The 19,995-nt window shown below is 34.9% G+C and carries 17 protein-coding genes and 2 riboswitches; of the genes, 2 read left to right on the top strand and 15 right to left on the bottom strand.

Annotation, left to right across the window (positions count from 1 at the left end; genetic code table 11):
- Window positions 1-32 precede the first annotated feature (32 nt).
- The 6 genes from AC1Q8L_RS25430 to AC1Q8L_RS25405 form a co-directional block, all read right to left on the bottom strand.
- Window positions 33-1,265, bottom strand: a complete 1,233-nt coding sequence (locus tag AC1Q8L_RS25430) for an MFS transporter (protein ID WP_000645358.1) — start codon at window positions 1,263-1,265, stop codon at window positions 33-35.
- A 66-nt stretch (window positions 1,266-1,331) separates the two neighbouring features.
- Entirely contained in the window at window positions 1,332-1,913 is a 582-nt protein-coding gene (locus AC1Q8L_RS25425) for a TetR/AcrR family transcriptional regulator (protein WP_001254447.1), read from the bottom strand.
- An 80-nt stretch (window positions 1,914-1,993) separates the two neighbouring features.
- Window positions 1,994-2,137, bottom strand: coding sequence for a hypothetical protein (locus AC1Q8L_RS25420; RefSeq protein WP_000817981.1), 144 nt, complete (start codon window positions 2,135-2,137; stop codon window positions 1,994-1,996).
- 126 nt (window positions 2,138-2,263) lie between these two features.
- On the bottom strand, window positions 2,264-2,509 hold the full coding sequence (locus AC1Q8L_RS25415) for a hypothetical protein (RefSeq protein WP_000394364.1): 246 nt from the start codon (window positions 2,507-2,509) through the stop codon (window positions 2,264-2,266).
- 13 nt (window positions 2,510-2,522) lie between these two features.
- Window positions 2,523-2,837, bottom strand: a complete 315-nt coding sequence (locus AC1Q8L_RS25410; protein ID WP_000206512.1) for a thioredoxin family protein — start codon at window positions 2,835-2,837, stop codon at window positions 2,523-2,525.
- Between the two features lie 10 nt (window positions 2,838-2,847).
- A complete protein-coding gene (locus tag AC1Q8L_RS25405) occupies window positions 2,848-3,219 on the bottom strand; it encodes a DnaJ family domain-containing protein (protein ID WP_000382370.1) in 372 nt (123 codons plus the stop codon).
- 372 nt (window positions 3,220-3,591) lie between these two features.
- Between AC1Q8L_RS25405 and AC1Q8L_RS25400 the strand changes: the two genes are divergently transcribed.
- A complete protein-coding gene (locus AC1Q8L_RS25400) occupies window positions 3,592-5,616 on the top strand; it encodes a glycosyl hydrolase family 18 protein (RefSeq protein WP_001257468.1) in 2,025 nt (674 codons plus the stop codon).
- A gap of 446 nt (window positions 5,617-6,062) precedes the next feature.
- On the opposite strand, the gene AC1Q8L_RS25395 is transcribed toward AC1Q8L_RS25400, so the two are convergent.
- From AC1Q8L_RS25395 to AC1Q8L_RS25365, 7 genes are all read right to left on the bottom strand, one after another.
- Entirely contained in the window at window positions 6,063-7,607 is a 1,545-nt protein-coding gene (locus AC1Q8L_RS25395) for an ABC-F family ATP-binding cassette domain-containing protein (protein WP_000025948.1), read from the bottom strand.
- 394 nt (window positions 7,608-8,001) lie between these two features.
- On the bottom strand, window positions 8,002-8,751 hold the full coding sequence (locus tag AC1Q8L_RS25390; RefSeq protein ID WP_000016079.1) for an ABC transporter ATP-binding protein: 750 nt from the start codon (window positions 8,749-8,751) through the stop codon (window positions 8,002-8,004).
- Window positions 8,748-9,746: an ABC transporter substrate-binding protein gene (locus AC1Q8L_RS25385; protein ID WP_000715573.1), complete on the bottom strand. Its 999-nt coding sequence runs from the start codon at window positions 9,744-9,746 to the stop codon at window positions 8,748-8,750. Before AC1Q8L_RS25385 ends, AC1Q8L_RS25390 begins: the two co-directional genes overlap by 4 nt.
- A complete protein-coding gene (locus AC1Q8L_RS25380) occupies window positions 9,743-10,516 on the bottom strand; it encodes an ABC transporter permease (protein WP_001057164.1) in 774 nt (257 codons plus the stop codon). The genes AC1Q8L_RS25385 and AC1Q8L_RS25380 overlap by 4 nt, the downstream gene beginning before the upstream one ends.
- Window positions 10,488-10,808 (bottom strand): MTH1187 family thiamine-binding protein, encoded by a 321-nt coding sequence (locus tag AC1Q8L_RS25375; protein ID WP_000082906.1) that lies wholly within the window; start codon window positions 10,806-10,808, stop codon window positions 10,488-10,490. Before AC1Q8L_RS25375 ends, AC1Q8L_RS25380 begins: the two co-directional genes overlap by 29 nt.
- 101 nt (window positions 10,809-10,909) lie before the next feature.
- A riboswitch (TPP riboswitch) is annotated at window positions 10,910-11,011 on the bottom strand.
- Window positions 11,012-11,063: 52 nt separating this feature from the next.
- On the bottom strand, window positions 11,064-14,645 hold the full coding sequence (locus AC1Q8L_RS25370; protein WP_098311786.1) for a non-ribosomal peptide synthetase family protein: 3,582 nt from the start codon (window positions 14,643-14,645) through the stop codon (window positions 11,064-11,066).
- Window positions 14,646-14,782: 137 nt separating this feature from the next.
- Window positions 14,783-16,525, bottom strand: coding sequence for a methyl-accepting chemotaxis protein (locus tag AC1Q8L_RS25365; RefSeq protein ID WP_492339515.1), 1,743 nt, complete (start codon window positions 16,523-16,525; stop codon window positions 14,783-14,785).
- Between the two features lie 133 nt (window positions 16,526-16,658).
- Window positions 16,659-16,743: riboswitch (cyclic di-GMP riboswitch) on the bottom strand.
- A 282-nt stretch (window positions 16,744-17,025) separates the two neighbouring features.
- Between AC1Q8L_RS25365 and AC1Q8L_RS25360 the strand changes: the two genes are divergently transcribed.
- Window positions 17,026-18,339, top strand: a complete 1,314-nt coding sequence (locus AC1Q8L_RS25360) for an anaerobic C4-dicarboxylate transporter family protein (protein ID WP_000498703.1) — start codon at window positions 17,026-17,028, stop codon at window positions 18,337-18,339.
- Between the two features lie 116 nt (window positions 18,340-18,455).
- On the opposite strand, the gene thiE is transcribed toward AC1Q8L_RS25360, so the two are convergent.
- Together thiE and thiM are read right to left on the bottom strand one after the other, a co-directional pair.
- Window positions 18,456-19,115 (bottom strand): thiamine phosphate synthase, encoded by a 660-nt coding sequence (thiE, locus tag AC1Q8L_RS25355; protein WP_000984531.1) that lies wholly within the window; start codon window positions 19,113-19,115, stop codon window positions 18,456-18,458.
- A gap of 14 nt (window positions 19,116-19,129) precedes the next feature.
- Complete coding sequence (thiM, locus tag AC1Q8L_RS25350) at window positions 19,130-19,939, bottom strand: hydroxyethylthiazole kinase (RefSeq protein WP_001056117.1); 810 nt, start codon at window positions 19,937-19,939, stop codon at window positions 19,130-19,132.
- Window positions 19,940-19,995: the final 56 nt, after the last annotated feature.

Here is a 19,995-nt window from a genome sequence, read left to right as displayed (position 1 = left end):
AAAAAGGGAGCAATATTGCTCCCTTACAATAGTTATTTTGAAGCTAATGAATTTGTTAGTGCCTCTTTATTAGCGATATCTTCTTTCTTTATTTGCATACGTAGAACTGGCCCTATCGCTAATAAAATAAGTGCCATTGCTATACAAAACACAGTAACTAGTGAAGTTAGTTCCTTTAATCCTCCAGCTAATGAAGTTCCAATTAGCATTGCCCCCATAAACAGTGGTAAAATCGTCCCATTTACTCTTCCAACCATATTTTCTGGTACAAGTTGAATCATAAGCGTACCGACAACAATATTAACACAAGCTAAACAAATACCTGTTCCAAATCTCATGAAACTAGTAATCCAAAATGATGTAGATAGCCCTTCTACTAAAAATGAAATCGCTAATATACCCATACCGAATACAAACATCTTTTTCGGATTCACTTTTGAAGCGAAAACTGCAGCAACAATACCACCAAGTAACATACCTATTCCATCAGCTGCCGCTAAATATTGAACAGCTTCTTTTTCCATGCCTAAACGTTCAATTACAAGGAATACTTCTAATGGATTCGTTAATCCAACAGCTAAACCCATAATTGTAAAAGTAATCGTAATCATACGTAAATTTTTCGTATGAAGAACATACTTCCAACCTTCTTTTATATCATTTTTTAATGAATCTCTCGCCACTTGCTCTTTTTCAACCCATTTTGGTAAAAATGAAAGGGCGATAGCAGATAACAAAAATAAAATGATTAAGCTATATAGTGACGTAAATAAACCAAGTTGTGTATACACAAGCGATCCTACCACTGGCCCAAAAATTAGAAATAATGACTGTAATGTTTGGTTAAATGCAATCGCATTTGCTACCTGTTCTTCTTTTACATAGCGCTTAAATATACGCGAAGATGAGGGCTGAGAAAACTGACCTACAATCGCGGAAATGAGTGTTGCAAAAAATATAGCCTGCCAATAATCCAGCTTTAACAACAGGACAATTCCTATAATAGACAGTACACTCAACACATCTCCAGCGACCATTGTTCTTTTCGGATTCCAGCGATCTGCTAATGCACCACCAATGAACGAGAAAATAAAGATAGGTGCATACTCCATGACAGATAATAGAGACACTGAAACTGGATCATTATTTGTCCGCTCCATTATGAAATATAAAAGAGCCATATTTCTGATCCAAATTGCAAATTGTTGTAAAATATCAGATGCCATAACGAGCATAAATGCTCGGTTTTTAAATAAAGCTTTCACTTTCATTCCCCTTCCATAAACCGACCGTTCGGTCTAATTTGTTTTGTAAGAAAAGCAACTGACTTATTATTCAGCTGCCATTCCTTTTAACAATACATCTATTGCCTTTTTATAAATACGTTTCAGCTCTTTATAATCTAACTCGTAGTAAAGTACTCCAAGCCCTGATAATAATCCGTTCACAATATACATAAGATCACGAGCATTATCTTCACGGAACTCTCCAGACTGTATACCTGCTTCAATTAATTTCTCAAACATAACATATGATTCTCTAGTTAAAGCTAACAGTTCATCCAGAATCTCTTTACTTACAACTTGGCTCATAGAGAATTCCTCTATTGCATTTGAAATTGGTTGCTGTATGTCCTCTACATGATATTCCGCGAGACCATATAGTTTTTCAGTACTAGTACTATACAACTTCTCTTTTTCATTCCATTTTTCAACCCAATCATACGTATGCTGTTTCACTACAAATAAAAATAATTCTTCTTTACTTTTAAAGTGATAATAAATGCTTCCTTTACTTCGCTCTGTAATTTCACAAATCTCTTCCATAGATGTAGCTGCATAGCCCTTCTGTGAAAATAGACTTTCTGCTTTATATGCAATTTCTTTCTTTATCTCTTCTGCGCTTCTTCTCATATTCACACCTCTTTAAACCGACCGTTCAGTCTAATAATAACAAATCAAAAACCTCTATCGCAAGAGGATATATTCCTTATTTAAGAAAACGTACTTTCAAACCAAGTTCGAATCATATGTATCGTTCCAAATTTAAATGCTAATTTAACAAGAAATACGCCTCCCGCAGCTAATAAAAATAACACTACTTTCCCCTTATTTTTCACTTTCGGTTCCCTTTTCATTTCCATTCCCCTTAGTATATTAAAAATATTAATCCAACGTTTGTTTAACTGTGTTTATGCAATATGTAAGCCAACTAATCAAACGTTTGTTTAAAAAGAAATACGCCTATATAAGGCGCATTTTCATCAATCACCACCGCCACCGCAGCTTCCTCCGCTATCTCCCCCAAAAGACCCTCCACAATCATGTGAGCCACCATCATGCGAGCTATCATTATCAGATCCAGCAAAGAAAAATAATGGTGATGAGCTGTTAGATGAATTATGAATGTTATTTTGTTTTGTAAGATTTACCTTCTTTTTGTTCGATCGAACTGCTGTTACGATTATTCCAACTACAACAAATAATAGTATGACGATAATAAATTCCATATAAAATCCTCCCTTATTCCTCGAATAATTGAATGGTTCTCTCTAGATTTTCAAGTGAAATGAAGCGCGATTCTCGAAGGATCTCTTTTCCATTATAAAATAATAAAATTGTCGGTCCTGCAAATACGGCATATCGCCCCGCAATCTCTTGCATGTCTTGTAGTAATATCTCTATTTTCTCTACGTAATCATAATTCTCTAATACGCAATTTACTTTTCTTAGCATAACATCACAAACACCACAATTTTCCGTTTTAATAAACAGAAGTACCAATTGTTGTTCTTCGATATAGGTCGCTATTTCTTCTATCGTTTTAAATGTAGTCATCTTATCCCTCTTAGCGTAATTTACGAAATACTTTGTCTTGATACATACGAAAAGCTGAACTATCTTTAATTTTTCTCTTTTCCATTACCTGCTGAAAACGTAACGTTTTTATTGTTAACTCTTCTCGTAATTTCTTTCTCTCTTCTTCATCATAACAGCAGGCAATTAGATCCTCTATTTTTAATATATCTTTTTGTAGTTCCATCTCTGGTGGAATCATTCCCGCATTTTTTAAAATTTTATAACTCATTCTAAGTTCTGGAGGTACCATTGAAAAATCTTCTAATTGTAGTGGTTTTCCTTTTCCCGGAAGATAATCAAGATCACCATTCCGTATTGCTTGTCGAATTTTTTCTTCAGCAATGTTCAAAAACACATCCACACTATTCCCTCCTTTACATATTTTTACTATTATTTTACATGATATTTCCTTATCTTTCTACGTCTTTAATAATTGGCTCCATACAATTTTTTCTCAAATTTATTTATAATGAGCTATTTCCTCCCATACCGACCTTTCGTTTTCATATATAGTTTGTATTCAAGCCTTTTTGTATTGAGAAAGTCTTTTTCAACTTAATAAAGCGTTTACACTAAATCTTACATTTGTTACGATTTAATCACCCCCCAGCTCCCTTGTATAGACTTCGTGATGTCTGATCATTTTATCTAGACGTTTCATACGTCTAGATTCATTTTGATTTATTGGCGTATGCCTTTAAATATATCTTTTATTTTGAAAGGAGAAATGGCTATGAGGTCTCAAAAATTCAAACTGCTATTACTATCTCTACTACTTTTCTTACCTCTTTTTCTCACAAATTTTATTACTCCAAATCTCGCATTAGCAGATTCACCAAAGCAAAGTCAAAAAATTGTTGGGTACTTTCCTTCGTGGGGCGTTTACGGACGTAATTATCAAGTTGCTGACATTGATGCATCAAAACTTACTCACCTTAACTATGCTTTCGCGGATATTTGTTGGAATGGAAAACATGGAAATCCTTCTACCCATCCGGATAATCCAAATAAACAAACGTGGAACTGTAAAGAATCTGGTGTACCATTGCAAAATAAAGAGGTTCCTAATGGTACTCTCGTACTCGGTGAACCATGGGCTGATGTTACCAAATCGTATCCTGGCTCAGGTACAACTTGGGAAGATTGCGATAAATATGCCCGTTGCGGAAATTTCGGAGAACTAAAACGATTAAAAGCTAAATATCCTCATTTAAAAACAATAATTTCCGTTGGTGGCTGGACTTGGTCTAACCGCTTTTCTGATATGGCCGCTGATGAAAAGACAAGAAAAGTATTTGCCGAATCTACAGTAGCTTTTCTTCGCGCATATGGATTTGATGGCGTAGATTTAGACTGGGAATATCCGGGCGTTGAAACGATTCCTGGTGGTAGTTATCGTCCTGAAGATAAACAAAATTTCACTCTTCTTCTTCAAGACGTCCGAAATGCTTTGAATAAAGCAGGTGCTGAAGATGGCAAACAATATTTACTAACAATCGCGTCAGGTGCAAGTCAACGCTACGCTGATCATACAGAGCTAAAGAAAATTTCTCAAATACTCGATTGGATTAATATTATGACATATGATTTCCACGGTGGATGGGAAGCTACTTCTAATCATAATGCAGCTCTATACAAGGATCCAAATGACCCAGCAGCAAATACGAATTTTTACGTAGATGGTGCTATAAATGTTTATACAAATGAAGGTGTTCCAGTGGATAAACTAGTATTAGGCGTACCTTTTTACGGACGTGGCTGGAAAAGTTGTGGAAAAGAAAATAACGGACAATATCAACCTTGCAAACCAGGTAGTGATGGGAAACTTGCTTCTAAAGGTACTTGGGATGATTATTCTACCGGTGACACAGGTGTGTATGATTACGGTGATTTAGCAGCCAATTACGTTAATAAAAATGGTTTTGTACGCTACTGGAATGACACAGCTAAAGTACCTTACTTATATAATGCGACTACAGGCACATTTATTAGCTACGATGATAATGAATCTATGAAATATAAAACAGACTATATAAAGACGAAGGGTTTAAGTGGAGCAATGTTTTGGGAACTAAGCGGGGATTGCCGTACAAGTCCAAAATATAGTTGTAGTGGTCCAAAATTACTTGATACGCTAGTAAAAGAATTACTTGGTGGACCTATTAGTCAAAAAGATACTGAGCCACCAACAAATGTTAAAAATATTGTAGTTACGAATAAAAATTCAAGCTCAGTTCAATTAAGTTGGACTGCATCCACTGATAACGTAGGCGTTACTGAATACGAAATTACTGCCGGAGAAGAAAAATGGAGTTCAACAACAAATAGCATTACAATTAAAAACTTAAAACCTAATACGGAATACACATTTTCAGTAATTGCCAAAGATGCTTCTGGAAATAAATCACAACCTACCGCTCTTACTGTCAAAACAGATGAAGCTAATACGACACCTCCTGATGGAAATGGCACTGCTACATTTTCAGTCACTTCGAATTGGGGCAGCGGTTATAACTTCTCGATTATAATCAAAAATAATGGAACGACCCCTATTAAAAATTGGAAATTAGAATTTGATTATAGCGGCAATTTAACACAAGTTTGGGATTCTAAAATTAATAGTAAAACAAATAATCATTATGTAATTACGAACGCAGGATGGAATGGCGAAATTCCTCCTGGCGGATCTATTACAATTGGTGGTGCAGGAACAGGTAATCCTGCCGAACTTTTAAATGCCGTCATTAGCGAAAACTAGACGTAATATCCATTAATTATTTCACTAAAGTTTGAATTTAGGTTCGAGCAATACCTCCTAAATTCAAACTTTTAATTTTACGAAAAATCAAATACATTACAATAACTTATTATAATTATATTTAGTTTCTAATATGAAGTTTATATGAAGTTCATTTGAATTTTACATGAATTTCCTTTAATTTCTATTGTCTTCCTATAATATCCACATTATCCTTTACATATAGGAATTATTTTCATTCCATTTTGAACTATCTATATATATAAAGAAAGATAGTCACCTGTTAGGGAAAGGCTTTCGTATTATTATAAATATAACAAAAGAAAAAGCACGCTTATAAGCGCACCATAAGAGTGCTTCTTCATACAATTCTCATGTAAGAGTTCTCGAAAATCATGTTAATCACAAAGAAAAGGCATTAGCTCATAAAAGCTAATGCCTTTTCTTTATTCATATTGTTCAGCATTCCAATCTTCTATATTCCACACTTTTGTTATCCACGATTCATAGAAAGAAGGTTCATGTGAGACAATTAAAACTGTTCCTTTGTATTGTTGTAACGCTTCCTGTAAAGCCATCTTAGTTTCTACATCCAAATGATTAGTCGGTTCGTCTAAAATTAAAACATTGCTTTTCGTTACGATAAGTTCACATAAACGCACTTTCGTTTGCTCTCCACCGCTTAATAAACGAATAGGTTTTAATACGTGTTCTTCTTTCAATCCACACTTCGCTAATGCTTGGCGCACTTCTTTCTTTGTCATATCTGGTCGTTCTGTCCAAACTTTCTCTAACGGTGTTATTTCTGAAGCAAACTCTTCCTGTGCAAAATAAGCAGGATTTACTCGTTCCCCAACAAAAATTGAACCGCTTAGCGGCTTTATTTGACCTAATAACGTCTTTAACATTGTCGTTTTTCCAATACCATTATGACCAACAACAGCTATCTTTTCTCCTTTTTTCACTTGTAAATTCAAGTCTGGAAATAACGGCTCACTATAACCCACTCTTAGTTTCTCAGCCTGTAATATACGACTTACTGGTTCATTATAAACAGTAAAAGCAAAACGGGACCGAGGTACATTATTAACCTTTTCAACCCTTTGCATTTTCTCCAATACTTTCTCTCGACTTTTTGCCTGTTTTGCTTTTCGAATTTTATTTTTTTGAATAAATGTTTCTAACTGAGCAATTTCTTTTTGTTGTTTCGCATACGCCGATTGTAATTGTTTCCTTTGCAATTGATAACTTTGTAAAAACTTTTCATAATCCCCTACATATCGCTTAACTTTTCGTTCTTCTAGATGGTAAATGACATTCGTAATATTGTTCAAAAATACTTCGTCATGCGAAATGATAATATAAGCTTTTTCATACAACTTCAAGTACGATTGCAACCATTCTATATGTGCTGTATCTAAATAGTTCGTTGGTTCATCTAGCAATAAAACATCAGCTTTTTCTAGAAGAAGCTTTCCTAGTAATAACTTTGTCCGCTGTCCTCCACTTAACTTTGAAACATCCTTTTCCAATCCTATTTCAAACAGCCCTAAACCAATTGCCACTTCTTCAATTTCTGTATGAATTTGATAGAAATTAGAGTTTTCCAATATAGTTTGTAACTCTCCATACCTTACTAACAATTTTTCTACTTCTACTGCTTCAGCCATCTCTTCTGCAATTTTTAACATTTCGTATTCAATCGCATACAAGTTAGAAAATGCACTTTGCAAGTATCCTTCAATTGTTATTCCTTCTTGTAAATCTATATGCTGCTGCAAAAATCCAACCTTCACATGTGGAAACCATTCAATGTTCCCATCATCATGTATAAGTTCTCCTGTTAAAATTCTTAGCAGTGTTGATTTTCCAATCCCATTTTTCCCTACTAACCCAACATGCTCCCCCTTTAATAATCGAAAGCATGCATTATATAAGATGGTTTTCTCACCATACGAATGACTTAAATTTTCTACTGTTAATATACTCATTGTTTTCTCTCCTTTACTTATCGTCCATAAGCTAAATAGAGAGACCAACAGTATGAAGCCTTATTTAATTATGCATATAAAAATGGGTAAGGTGAATACACCTTACCCATTACATATTATCGTAAAAAAGGATTAAGGTTCTTTACCTGCTGTCTTCAATTTAGCTTAATCTTAAAAAATGGGCAGACTTCTCCCCTATCAAGCTAAAACCATTTGAAGAACAGTTGATAAAGTCATTTTATCCTTTCACTCCTTTAACATTTGTTATATTAAGAGTATAAACTACTCTGTTATATTCTATTCTCTATTTTCCCTTTTGTTCCTTCTCCATCTTTTCATATTATAAAAAAGCCTCTTAACAGTAATTATACTAAAAACTGTTAAAAGGCTTTTTCTATTTTTTCATATAAGGAGCTAACACACTTAAAATCTCTTCTTTATCCTTTTTTAATTCGAGTGATGTTAACATATCCATCGTTCTCGGTCTAGGTAATTTCACTTGTACCTCGCCAACTATTGATGCTGGTCTTTGAGATAAAATAAATACGCGATCTGAAAGCAAGATTGCCTCATCTAAGTCATGTGTCACCATAACGATTGTTTGCTTCTCTTGATGCCAAGAGTTTAAAAGCCAGCTATGTACTTCCATTTTTGTAAATGCATCTAACTTTCCAAAAGGCTCATCAAGCAGCATAATTGGCTTTTCACATAAATATGTGCGCAGAAAACTAATTCTTTGACGCATACCACCAGACAATTCATCTGGATAATGGTCTGCATATTCATCTAGTTCGAACTGCTTTAATGCTTCCATTCCTTCTGTCAGCCTTTGTTTTTTCGGCTTTCCTTCAATTTCTAACGGAAGAACGATATTTTGCAAAGCTGATCGCCACGGTAGTAATAAATCTTGTTGTGGCATATAACTAACAACATCTTGCTCTTGTACTTGCTTATCTTTATACATTACGTTCCCGCTTGTTGGTTTTTCAACATTTGCAATCATGTTTAATAATGTGCTTTTCCCGCAACCACTCGGTCCTACAAAAGAAACAAACTCTCCCTCTTGTATAGAGGCACTAATATTCTCTAATACATTCTTTCCGTCGAAAGATTTCACTATATTTTTTATTTGTAATCCGCTCATTTTTCACTTGGAAGGAATTCATTTGTAAAAGCATCTTTTACATCGATTTTCTTTTTAATAACTTTGTTGTCATATAAGAAATTCATGTAATTCGTCCAAATTTCTTCCTTCTGTACTCCCCATGCTTTCGCATCATCTTGATACTTCGTACTTAACCATTTCTGGCTTTCTTGAACTAAATCTTTATTTACATCTGGAACAGCTTTAATTAGAATATCAGCAGCTTCTTTCGGTTCCTTAATTGCAAAATTATAACCTTCTGTTGTTGCACTCATAAACTTTTTCACAAAGTCTTTATCTTGCTTCGTATGTTTTTCACTCGTAATAATAACAGGACTATAGAAATCAAGCGCTGGATCTAAGTCTTTCACCATAATCGTATTTAACTCTTTTCCTTGGCGCTTCGCTTCAATACCATCCCAACCGTAATAAATCCATTCGAAATCTGCATCACGGCCGATTGATTTAAAGAAATCTGTTTGTCCTAAGATGATTTTTTCAACTTTATTAAAATCAGCTTGATGCTTATCCATAATCGTCTTTAATGTCGCTTCTTCCGCTGGTCCTCCCCAGCCGCCATAACGTTTACCTTCAAAATCTTTCGGTGACGTCATATTATCTTTCTTAAGCGATGCAAACGCTGAAGTGTTGTGCTGAATAATCGCTCCTACAGATACAACAGGAATTCCTTCCACACGAGCTAATGTTACATTTTCTTGTGCGCTTATTGCGAAGTCTGCTTTTCCTGATGCTATCATTTGCTCTGCTGTTACATTGTCACCTGGTTGAATAATTTCTACATCTAATCCTTGCTTTTTGTAATAATCTTTCGTTTGCGCTACATACAAGCCAGTATGATTCGTATTTGGAAACCAATCTAATACTACTTTTACTTTTTGATCTTTACTTGCACTTTCTTCTTTCTTCGCCGGATTACATCCAGCCACACCTACCGCTACTAAGGCAGCTAACATAACTTTCAAACCTTTTTTCATTTTCTGCCGTCCTTTCTATATATCCATGGTGCTGTTATTCTTGCCATAAACTCTACGATAAAATACAGGCATAATGTCACTATAACGATGATTGCTGCAACACCAAATACTCGGGCAGTCAAAAAGGATTTTGTAGCCCTCGTAAGCATAACGCCTAATCCTTCACTTGCACCGAGCCATTCTCCGATAATTGCCCCCATTACGCTATATGTAACTGCAATTTTTAAACCGGAGAAAAAGTATGGAAGCACTGCTGGAAATTTTACTTTCTGGTAAACTTGCCATTTTGTCGCCTTCATTGTTTGTAACAGCTTCAACATGTTTTTATCTACTGTTTGAAAACCTTCTAAAATACTAAGCGCAATTGGGAAGAAACAAACGAGTATTACGACCATTACTTTCGGCAACATCCCATATCCAAACCAAATAATAAATAGCGGTGCAAGTACAACAATTGGAATTGTTTGCGAAATAACGAGCAATGGATTTATTAAAATACGAAATAACGGTATAACGTCCATAATAATTGCGATGCTCGTCCCCAATAAAATTGCAAAGAATAGTCCAATTATAACTTCCTGCAGTGTTTGCATCGTATTTGGTAATAGTAAATCTTTCATCCCAATTAATTCTTGAACAATGGCAGAAGGCTTTGGTAAAATCCACGGTTCGATTTTAAATAATGAAACAGATCCTTCCCATATCGCAATGAGAAGGATAAGCCAAATAGTTGTAATAAGTTTAGATTGCTTCTGGTTTTGCATATTCATCACGGTACTTCCAAACCTTTTCATCTATCGTTACACCAGTGCTTGGACGATAATGGATTTTAATAGAAGTAATCACTTCTTCTGCTCCAGCATCGACGCAAGCTTGTTGTGCACGTTTAACGACATCAAGAAGTACATCTAATTCTCCTTCCAAAGTTGTTTCCATTGCCCCTACTTCATAACGAACTCCCGATTGTTGCACAACTTCAATTGCTTTATCGACAACAGAATATACATCTTTCGTTTTCGCTTGTGGTACTACTGAAAATGACATTGTAACTTGTTGTGACATAATAAAATCCCCCTTATAAAATTAGATTTCAAAAATAAGAAAAGGCTTTCCTACTGCGTAGGAAAGCCTTGTATGCAAGTTATTATAGAATAACATATGCTACATCACTTTAAGTAACTCCCTACGCTGGCATTATCCAGATCAGGTTGAGGGTCGATGTTTACTTACATCCTCTCAGCCAATTGGCTCCCCGGTCCTTAATTCGTTTTCATTGTAGCATGATTTATTTTATTGAACAAACAAAAGCATGCATAATCATTTCATTATTTTTGGAAAATATCCAACTTTTTCACCATGAGCTAATAACTGCTGTATAAATTCTTTATTGATTGCTGGTACTATCAATTCTTTTTTCTTAATCCATTCATTCGTTCTACGCGTACCCATTACAATTTCAGATTGCTGCGCTCCATCTCCTGCAACTTGAGAAGCAATTAACTCTGCTATTACTTCATTTTCCTTCGCTAATTCAAGTCCGGTATTTACATATTCTGAAAGTGGAACCATTTTAAGATTGTATCCACACTCTCCAATTAACTGTATAAATTGTTCAAACTCAATTTGCTGTGGATGACAAATATGTAACGTCTCTCCTACAATTTGCGAATCTTTTAAATACGATACAATTGATTTACTAGCAAAATCAATTGGTGTGAAATCAACTTTCCACTTCACATTTGGTGCTTTCCCAATTAATAGCATTGTTTTAATAAGACGATAAAATGCGTTTCCTTCAATATTTTGTTGGAACGAACCTGTTTCTGAATGACATGCTAAATTACCTGCACGATAAATATTTCCGCGCAAACCATTTTTCATTGCTTCACGAACAATGTTTTCCGCTTGTAGTTTACTATTTGAATATACATTCTCTAAGTCTACACTGTAATTAAAATCACCAGTTTTCATGTATGTATCCCATTGATCTACCGCTAATTCTAACGGGATACCAATTGTAGAAATAAAATGGAATGTAGCACCTTTCTCCGCTAATGCTAGCATACGGCTAGTTCCTTGGACATTTATATTTTCAAATTGTTTTACATCTCCAAAATGTCTTACATCTGCACCGCAATGAATTATCGTATCCATCTTAGAACTGATGAACATAAATTCTTCTTCGCTCATCCCAAGATACTCTTCCCCCAGATCACCAGCTACGGCCTGTATACGCTGTAACCATTCTTCACATATATCACTAAAGTAGCCTGTTAATGTATCTATAATTCTTTGTTGCACATCTTTGGTTGGTCTTACTAAACAATAAATAGTAGCAGATGTATCTCTCAACAATTCATATAATATGTGTGATCCTAAATAACCAGTAGCTCCTGTTAAAAAGACATTTAAAATCTGGGTTTCTTCCAAAACGTTTGCATACGTAATAGTATCTGGTTCGTGAATCACTTTATATTCACGAAATACTTCTTCTTTCTCTACTTTTACTTCTCGCTCAATTCGAGCTAATCCATATATCGTTCTTTCTTTAAAGAAATCTTGAATTGTTAAATGTGAAAAATCTTCTTTTAACAATGTTAAGACTCGTAATACTTTTAATGAATGTCCACCAATTGTAAAGAAATCATCATGTACTCCAACTTTTGAAATTCCTAATACTTCCGCCCAAGCGCGCGCTATTTGTTTCTCTGCTTTATTAGAAGGTGCAACATATTCTTGTAGACGAACCGGTTCATACTTTTCTTCTAGCTGAGCTAACTTCTTAACATCAATCTTTTTATTAGGTGTAAGTGGCAATTCATTAATATAAATTAGTTTAGATGGCACCATATAATCTGGTAATTGCTCTTGTAACTGATAAACTAATTCTGGTATTTCTTTTTTATTTAAAGTTGTATAGAACGCGATTAAATATTGGCTACCTTCCTTACTCTTCTTAGCAAAAACAGCATTTTCTTTTATATTATGATTTTGAGAAATTTTACTTTGGATTTCTCCTAGTTCAATACGATGTCCTCTAATCTTTACTTGATCATCTTTCCGATGTAAAAATTCTATATTTCCATCCTCTAACAACTTAACAATATCACCTGTTTTATATATATTAACTATAGGATTGAAAGGGTTCTGAATAAAAGCTTCAATTGTTTTATTAGGCTTATTAAAATACCCTTTTGCTAATCCTACTGAATCTATATATAATTCACCAGGTACACCAATTGGACAAAGATTCATATTCTCATCCAAAATCATAACTTGATAATTAGCACATGGTTTACCAATGGGAATACTCGCAACATCCTCATTTAACTGACTAGGTATTTTATAGGTTGTCGTCACTACAGTACATTCTGTCGGTCCGTATACATTATGAATTTCAACATTTGTACCTATTCTTTCTCTCCACAATTTAATAACCTCTACAGGCAACATTTCACCGCCAATCGCAATTCTTTTTAGGGAAGCTAGCTTATATATATCTTCTTCTGCTAAATAAGTTGCTACTTGTCGAACAAAAATTGTTGCTAATGCCAAGATCGAAGTTGCTTTCACTTTATAGATTGCATTTGCAAATGCTTCTACAGACAATCGCTCTTCCTCTAATAATACATACAAATTTCCTCCGCAGAATAAAGAAGCAAATGACTCCCATACAGAAGCATCGAAACTAAAGGAAGGAAATTGGGCAAATACATCCTCTTCTGTCAATTCATATTGCTTTTGCATCCAAGTGTACAGATTAACAACGCCTCTATGTGTTAACATCGTTCCCTTTGGATTCCCTGTTGAACCAGATGTATAAATCATATAAGCTACATCATCACAATGAATAGACAACTTTACATCTATATCTTCACAAGTTTCACTATCATACATTGAAACTGTTTGAACCCCATCACATGTTATAGGCGTCTCTTTCATCAATATAACTTTCGCTTGGCTATCTTGAATAATGTACTGTATTCTACTTTCCGGATAATCTGGATCAATCGGAACATACGCTGCACCAGCTTTTAATATAGCTACCATACTTACTACTGTGTCTATGCTACGTTTCATAAATATTCCAACATAGTCTCCTAATTGGACGCCATTTTTAATTAACATATGAGCTATTTGATTACTTTTTTTATTTAGCTCCTCATAAGTTAAAGTACCTTCCCTTGAAGATAAAGCTATACGATTTGGAAATTGAGTAACAGTATTATAGAACATATCGACGATACTTTTCTCAGGATATACTGCTGTCGTATCATTCACTTGACTATAAAGTGCCATCTCGGCCTCTGTAATAATATTAAAATTTTTTATATAATTATTCTTATTTTGTGATGTACCAATTAAAACACCTTGTATTTGTTGTGCATAACGAGTAATCGTTGTTTCCTTCCAATTAACACTATTAAATATTATTTCTACACTTTGCATATTTTTACTAAATACAAATTGTAATGTATTCGTGTCTTGTAGCTCATAATATGTTTCACCAATAATAATAGGTGACATTTCATATAATGTATTACCGTTTTGAAACTCTTCTATTTCTTCCTCATTCATTTCTTTAATTTGTTCCAGTTGCTCTTCAATCTGTAAATTCAAACTTTCATAGGAGAGAAAATTAGAAACTTCAATAGTAATCGGAAATAAACTTCCTCTTACATGATAAAGCACGACAATATGTTTTTCTTTAGAAATATGATATAACCACGTTGCAGTCGCTCCTATTAAATCTACAATGTGAGTCAAATTTGGAAATAGTTCAGTTTTCCTTTTTATCCTAAGTTCCGTTCCTTGCACATCTTTAGGTATTTTAATACTTCCTTCTACTTTCCCTAAAAATTCTTTTACCATCTCATTATAAGAAATTGCTAATTTCATATTTATGTAAATTCCTCTCTTAAATATAATAAAGGTGTGAAAATTCACACCTTTTTCATCCCTTATTAACGGGCAGATTCGTTCAATTCATAATCAATAGCGGAGATATCCCCTTTGATTAGAATTGAACTTTCTCCTTATTCGCTTTTAAACTCACCAATAAGCTCTTGTAATTCCTGAGAAAGCCAACTTAAAGAAGTCGCTAATTCTGCAATAACTTGTACTGATATTTCTTGCTCTTTCATGCTTTCTTCAACATTACTACTGCTGTTGGCATAAGTGTTTGCAATATGTGATAATTCATTTACGACTTGAACGATATTCTGGCTATTTTGTAAAATGTCACTCGAATTACCCGAAACAGCTTTTACTTGATCTGTAACAGATTGCGCTGATTTGGAGATTTTTTCAAAGAAATCTCCACTACTTTGAACAAGTGAAATTCCAGTTTCTACTTCTTTTGAACCTTTTTGCATTGAAACTACAGCATCTTCTGTCTCAGCTTGTGTTTCACCAATTAATTTCGCTATATCTTTAGCAGACGCTTCCGTTTGTTCTGCTAATTTTCGTACTTCATCAGCAACAACTGCAAACCCTCTCCCAGCTGCTCCAGCACGTGAAGCCTCAATAGAAGCATTTAAAGCTAATAAATTGGTTTGATTTGAAATACCTGTAATTACAGTTACGATATCACTAATTTCTTTTGACCTTGTTTCTAACGAATAAATGATGGAAGATAAATCTTGTACTGCATTTTGAATTAAACTCATTTGATTAATAATTTGTCCAATCACTTCATTACCTTCAATTGAATGTTGCTCCATACCTTCAGAAGCAACCGCAACTTGTTTTGCAGCCCCAGTTATTTCTTCTACCTTATCTTCCATTCCATGTACAATTCCTAAACATTGTTGTACTGAAGTTTTTTGAGACTGTGCCCCTACTCTTAAACCTTCAATAGAACTTGCAATCTCTTGAACTGCCATGCTGTTTTCCTCTGTACTCGCCGACAATTCTTGTGAAGAAGAAGAAACTTGCTCAGCAGTTTGCCTTACTTTATCTATAATCCCTTTAAATTTTTCAATCGTGTTATTGAAATAAACATTAATAATTCCAATATCATCTGGTCTTTCTTTTAATTTAATACTCAAGTCACCTTCACCAATTTTACGTAACCCTTCTCGTAAATCTTTTAATGGCGCTAACGAGTGACGCACGATAAAGAATTGAGTAATAGTCGCAATCGCTAATGAAATAATGATAAAGAGTAAGCCCTGTATCATAAACTTCTCTTTTGTAATAGGAACAATGGAAGCATCTAAGTCAGCCGCAATAATTGCAACAATATTGTTTTCTCCATCTGTAATTGGTTCTAATATTGTTACCCACGAACCTATTTCATCTTCATATACTTCTGTCATTTGGGCCTTTTTCGTATCAATGACTTTATCGTATGCCTTCATCCAATGAGCGGGTTGTTCATAATAATCTCCCGGCTTTATAGGGAACGCATTTGTTAACTCTGTAGTCAAACCAACGAGTTGTAATTCTCGCTTTTCATTCGGCTTTGCTCCTGTAACATACGTTTGTCCAACACTTTTCAATTCTTTTGACACTTCATCTAATTTCTCTGTTAACTTTTCTTTTTTCACTTTTTCGGCTGTAGGATCTTTCGCCATGTCTCTAACTAATTCTACATCCAATTTTTTCAATACTATTTCTCCTGTTTCAATAGACTGCCTTTCAAATAAAGACATCATACTATTTTGAAACATGTTGAAACTTAACGCACCCATACTTCCAACAAGTGTCAAAATAACTAATACGGTTAATAAGACGTTCTTTTGAAGGAACGATAACTTATGCCAATATTTTTTCATTAATATCCACCTTCCTTAATTAACATAACAAAAAAACAAAATATACGAATATTTTGTTTGAAAATGATTCTCAATATATTCGAGAATAAAAAAAAGCCAATGTAAAAGCATTGGCCAAGACCAACCCTATCCGTCCGGTAACTGGCTAGCATAGCCTTTCGACCTTAGCTCCTGTAGTTTTGCGTCCTCATGTTTCCATCAGTTTGCCTTTCTCGCTGAACGAGTTGAACGATATGGGAGTTCTATGAGAATTAATTTATTCTCTTTCAAAGATTACAACATATAAATCAAAATGTCTACTTATTTAGAGATATAAATACAAATTTTTAATGCATTGCTTTTTCGAAATAATTTCAAAAAGTACGTGAATGTTACTTTTTTTGTGTTATATAATAAAAAATGTATAAATAACAAGGATTTCTTCGGGTATTTATTTAATTTTCATTCAAATTAAACTATTCGAATATATCTTAACTAATGAATTTCGGAGGTAGTTTATCATGTTTTGGCTACAATTTCTTACCTTGTTACTCTGTATTTTTATTGGTGCACGCCTAGGCGGAGTTGGTTTAGGAGTAATGGGTGGAGTTGGTATGGCAATACTCGTTTTTGTCTTCCACTTACAACCAACCGCGCCTCCTATCGATGTAATGCTTATGATTTTGGCAGTAATTACAGCCGCTGGTGCTTTGCAAGCTGCTGGAGGAATGGACTATCTTGTTCATCTAGCTGAAAAAGCATTGCGAAAAAATCCAAAGCGTATTACTTTTTTTGCTCCAATTGTTACTTATTTATTCACACTATGTGCAGGTACTGGTCACGTTGCCTATTCTGTACTTCCTGTTATTGCAGAAGTCTCTCGTGAATCAGGGATTAGACCGGAACGCCCAATGTCGATTGCCGTAATCGCTTCTCAGCAAGCAATTACAGCTAGTCCAATTTCAGCTGCCACAGTTGCTCTTTTAGCAATGTTAGCTGACTATAAAATCACTTTATTAGATATTTTAAAAGTGAGTATTCCTTCTACTTTCATTGCTTGTATGTTAGCAGCATTCGTTGCTAGTAAGATGGGAAAAGAATTAAATGAAGACCCTGAATACTTGAAACGATTAAAAGAAGGAATGATTCCTAAGCTTGAAGAGAAAAAAGAATTTGTAGGTATAAAGGGCGCTAAATTATCAGTTATCCTTTTCCTAGTAGGAACCTTCCTTGTTGTACTTCTTGGTTCATTTGAAACACTTCGCCCAGGATGGATAGTTGATGGAAAGTTAGCTCGTCTTTCCATGCCGAACACAATTGAGATGGTTATGTTAACTATCGCGGCTCTTATTATTATTTTCTGTAAACCAAATGTAGAAAGCATTGTGTCTGGTAACGTCTTTAAAGCAGGAGCAACAGCAGTTGTTGCTATTTTCGGTATCGCTTGGATGGGAGATACTTTCTTTAATGGAAACTTAAATATGATTCAAGGATCTATTCAGCATTTAGTAACAAGTGCACCTTGGCTATTTGCCATCGCACTATTCATTCTATCTATTTTACTGTACAGCCAAGCAGCAACAGTACGTGCCTTAATGCCACTTGGACTATCCCTTGGTATTCCACCAGCGCTACTGATTGCGATGTTCCCTGCAGTAAATGGATATTTCTTCATTCCGAACTATGGAACAATCGTTGCTGCCATTAACTTTGACCGTACTGGTACAACAGGTATCGGTAAATACGTATTAAATCATAGCTTTATGATTCCAGGCTTAATTGCAACATTTACTTCTATCGGCATTGGAATGCTTTTAATTTCTATTATGTTTTAAAGAAAAAGCACAAACCCTTATTTAAAAAGGTTTGTGCTTTTTTAATCAAATGTTTGTTTAAATTTTTTGGGCAGTCTACTTCTCGATGTAGCACTTAAAATACTACATGTCCTTTTCTACAAACTTCTCTTTACTTCTTCAGCTAATTTTCTCGTACTTTCATACGCAGATTCAGCTAAACTAATTGCTGAAATAACTGAAACACCGTCCGCACCCGCTTCTATAACTGCCGCTGTATTTTCAATTGTAATCCCACCAATACCAACGATTGGCACTGTAATTCCTTGTTCTCTAAAATAAGCTAATCCTTTCGTTCCTTGAACCGCTTTCGTATCTTTTTTCGTACTCGTTGGAAAAATAGGTCCAACGCCTAAATAATCTGCTCCATTTTCGATTGCAAAGCGTGCTTCTTCAATTGTATGAGCAGATACGCCGATAATTTTATCTCCCATTTTTTCACGAACAGATGTAATCCCTTCATCATCTTGTCCTACATGAACACCATCTGCATCTAATTCAATGGCTAATTCTACATCATCATTTACAATGAAAGGAACACTATATTCCTTACAAAGCGTCTGCAATTCTTTTGCAAAGCGCACTCTATCTCCTCCGATTAAAGAACCTTCCCCCTTCTCGCGAAACTGAAAAAGTGTCACTCCACCATCTAACGCTTCTTTCAATACAGCTAAAGGATCCCTCGTGCAGTTATTACTTCCCATAATAAAATACACTTGCAATAGGTTAGACATTTTCTTTGTTTCAATGCGCATCATGTGTTTCATCCCCCTTACTCTAACTCCTCAATCTTCCCATATTTCTCTATATCAGCTGAAGTTGTATTCGCTAATTGATTTAAAAATTCAATTTGGAAACTACCTGGCCCTTTTTCTACTGTTTTAGCAGCTGCCAGTTCCGAAGCTACACCATAAAACGTTAATGCTGCTACAGTTGCCTTTACATAATCTTTTTCAACTGCTACAAATGCTCCTATTACTGAAGTTAGTAAACACCCTGTTCCCGTAACTTTCGTTAAAATAGGGTGACCGTTTCGAATAAGAACAGTTCGCTCTCCATCTGTAACAACATCTTCTTTTCCAGTAATGACCGCAACTGTATTCAATTCGTCTGCTGCCTGCCTTGCAATGCTTACAACATTGCCCTTTCCAGTACCAGCGTCTACCCCTTTAATTTCCCATTTTTCATTAATAACATTTGCTATTTCAGCTGCATTTCCGCGGATAATCGCTAAATCGATTTCAGCCGGAATATGTCTCGCAACTTCTGTTCGATACGAAGTTGCTCCTGCACCAACTGGATCAAACAGTACTGGCACATTGTTCGCATTTGCTGATTTACTCGCGAGTAACATCGCTTCTACTTCTTCAGAACGAAGTGTCCCCATATTTAATACTAACGCTCCAGCAATGCTCGCCATTTCTGCTACTTCTTCTTTTGCATACGCCATTACAGGCGATGCCCCAAGTGCCAACAAACCGTTAGCAGTAAAATTTGTTACAACAACATTTGTAATATTATGAACGAGTGGATTAGATTCTCTCACCAAATCCACTACTTTACTAATTTCTTTCATATTCATCCTTTTCATCTCCTAACTATAATGATGGGAGATACACAAAAAGACACTTTGCGCGT

This window comes from Bacillus sp. GW823-FHT06A11 (assembly GCF_058795355.1).
The sequence above is the reverse complement of the archived record's forward strand: the minus strand, read 5'-3'. Positions and strand labels throughout refer to the sequence as shown.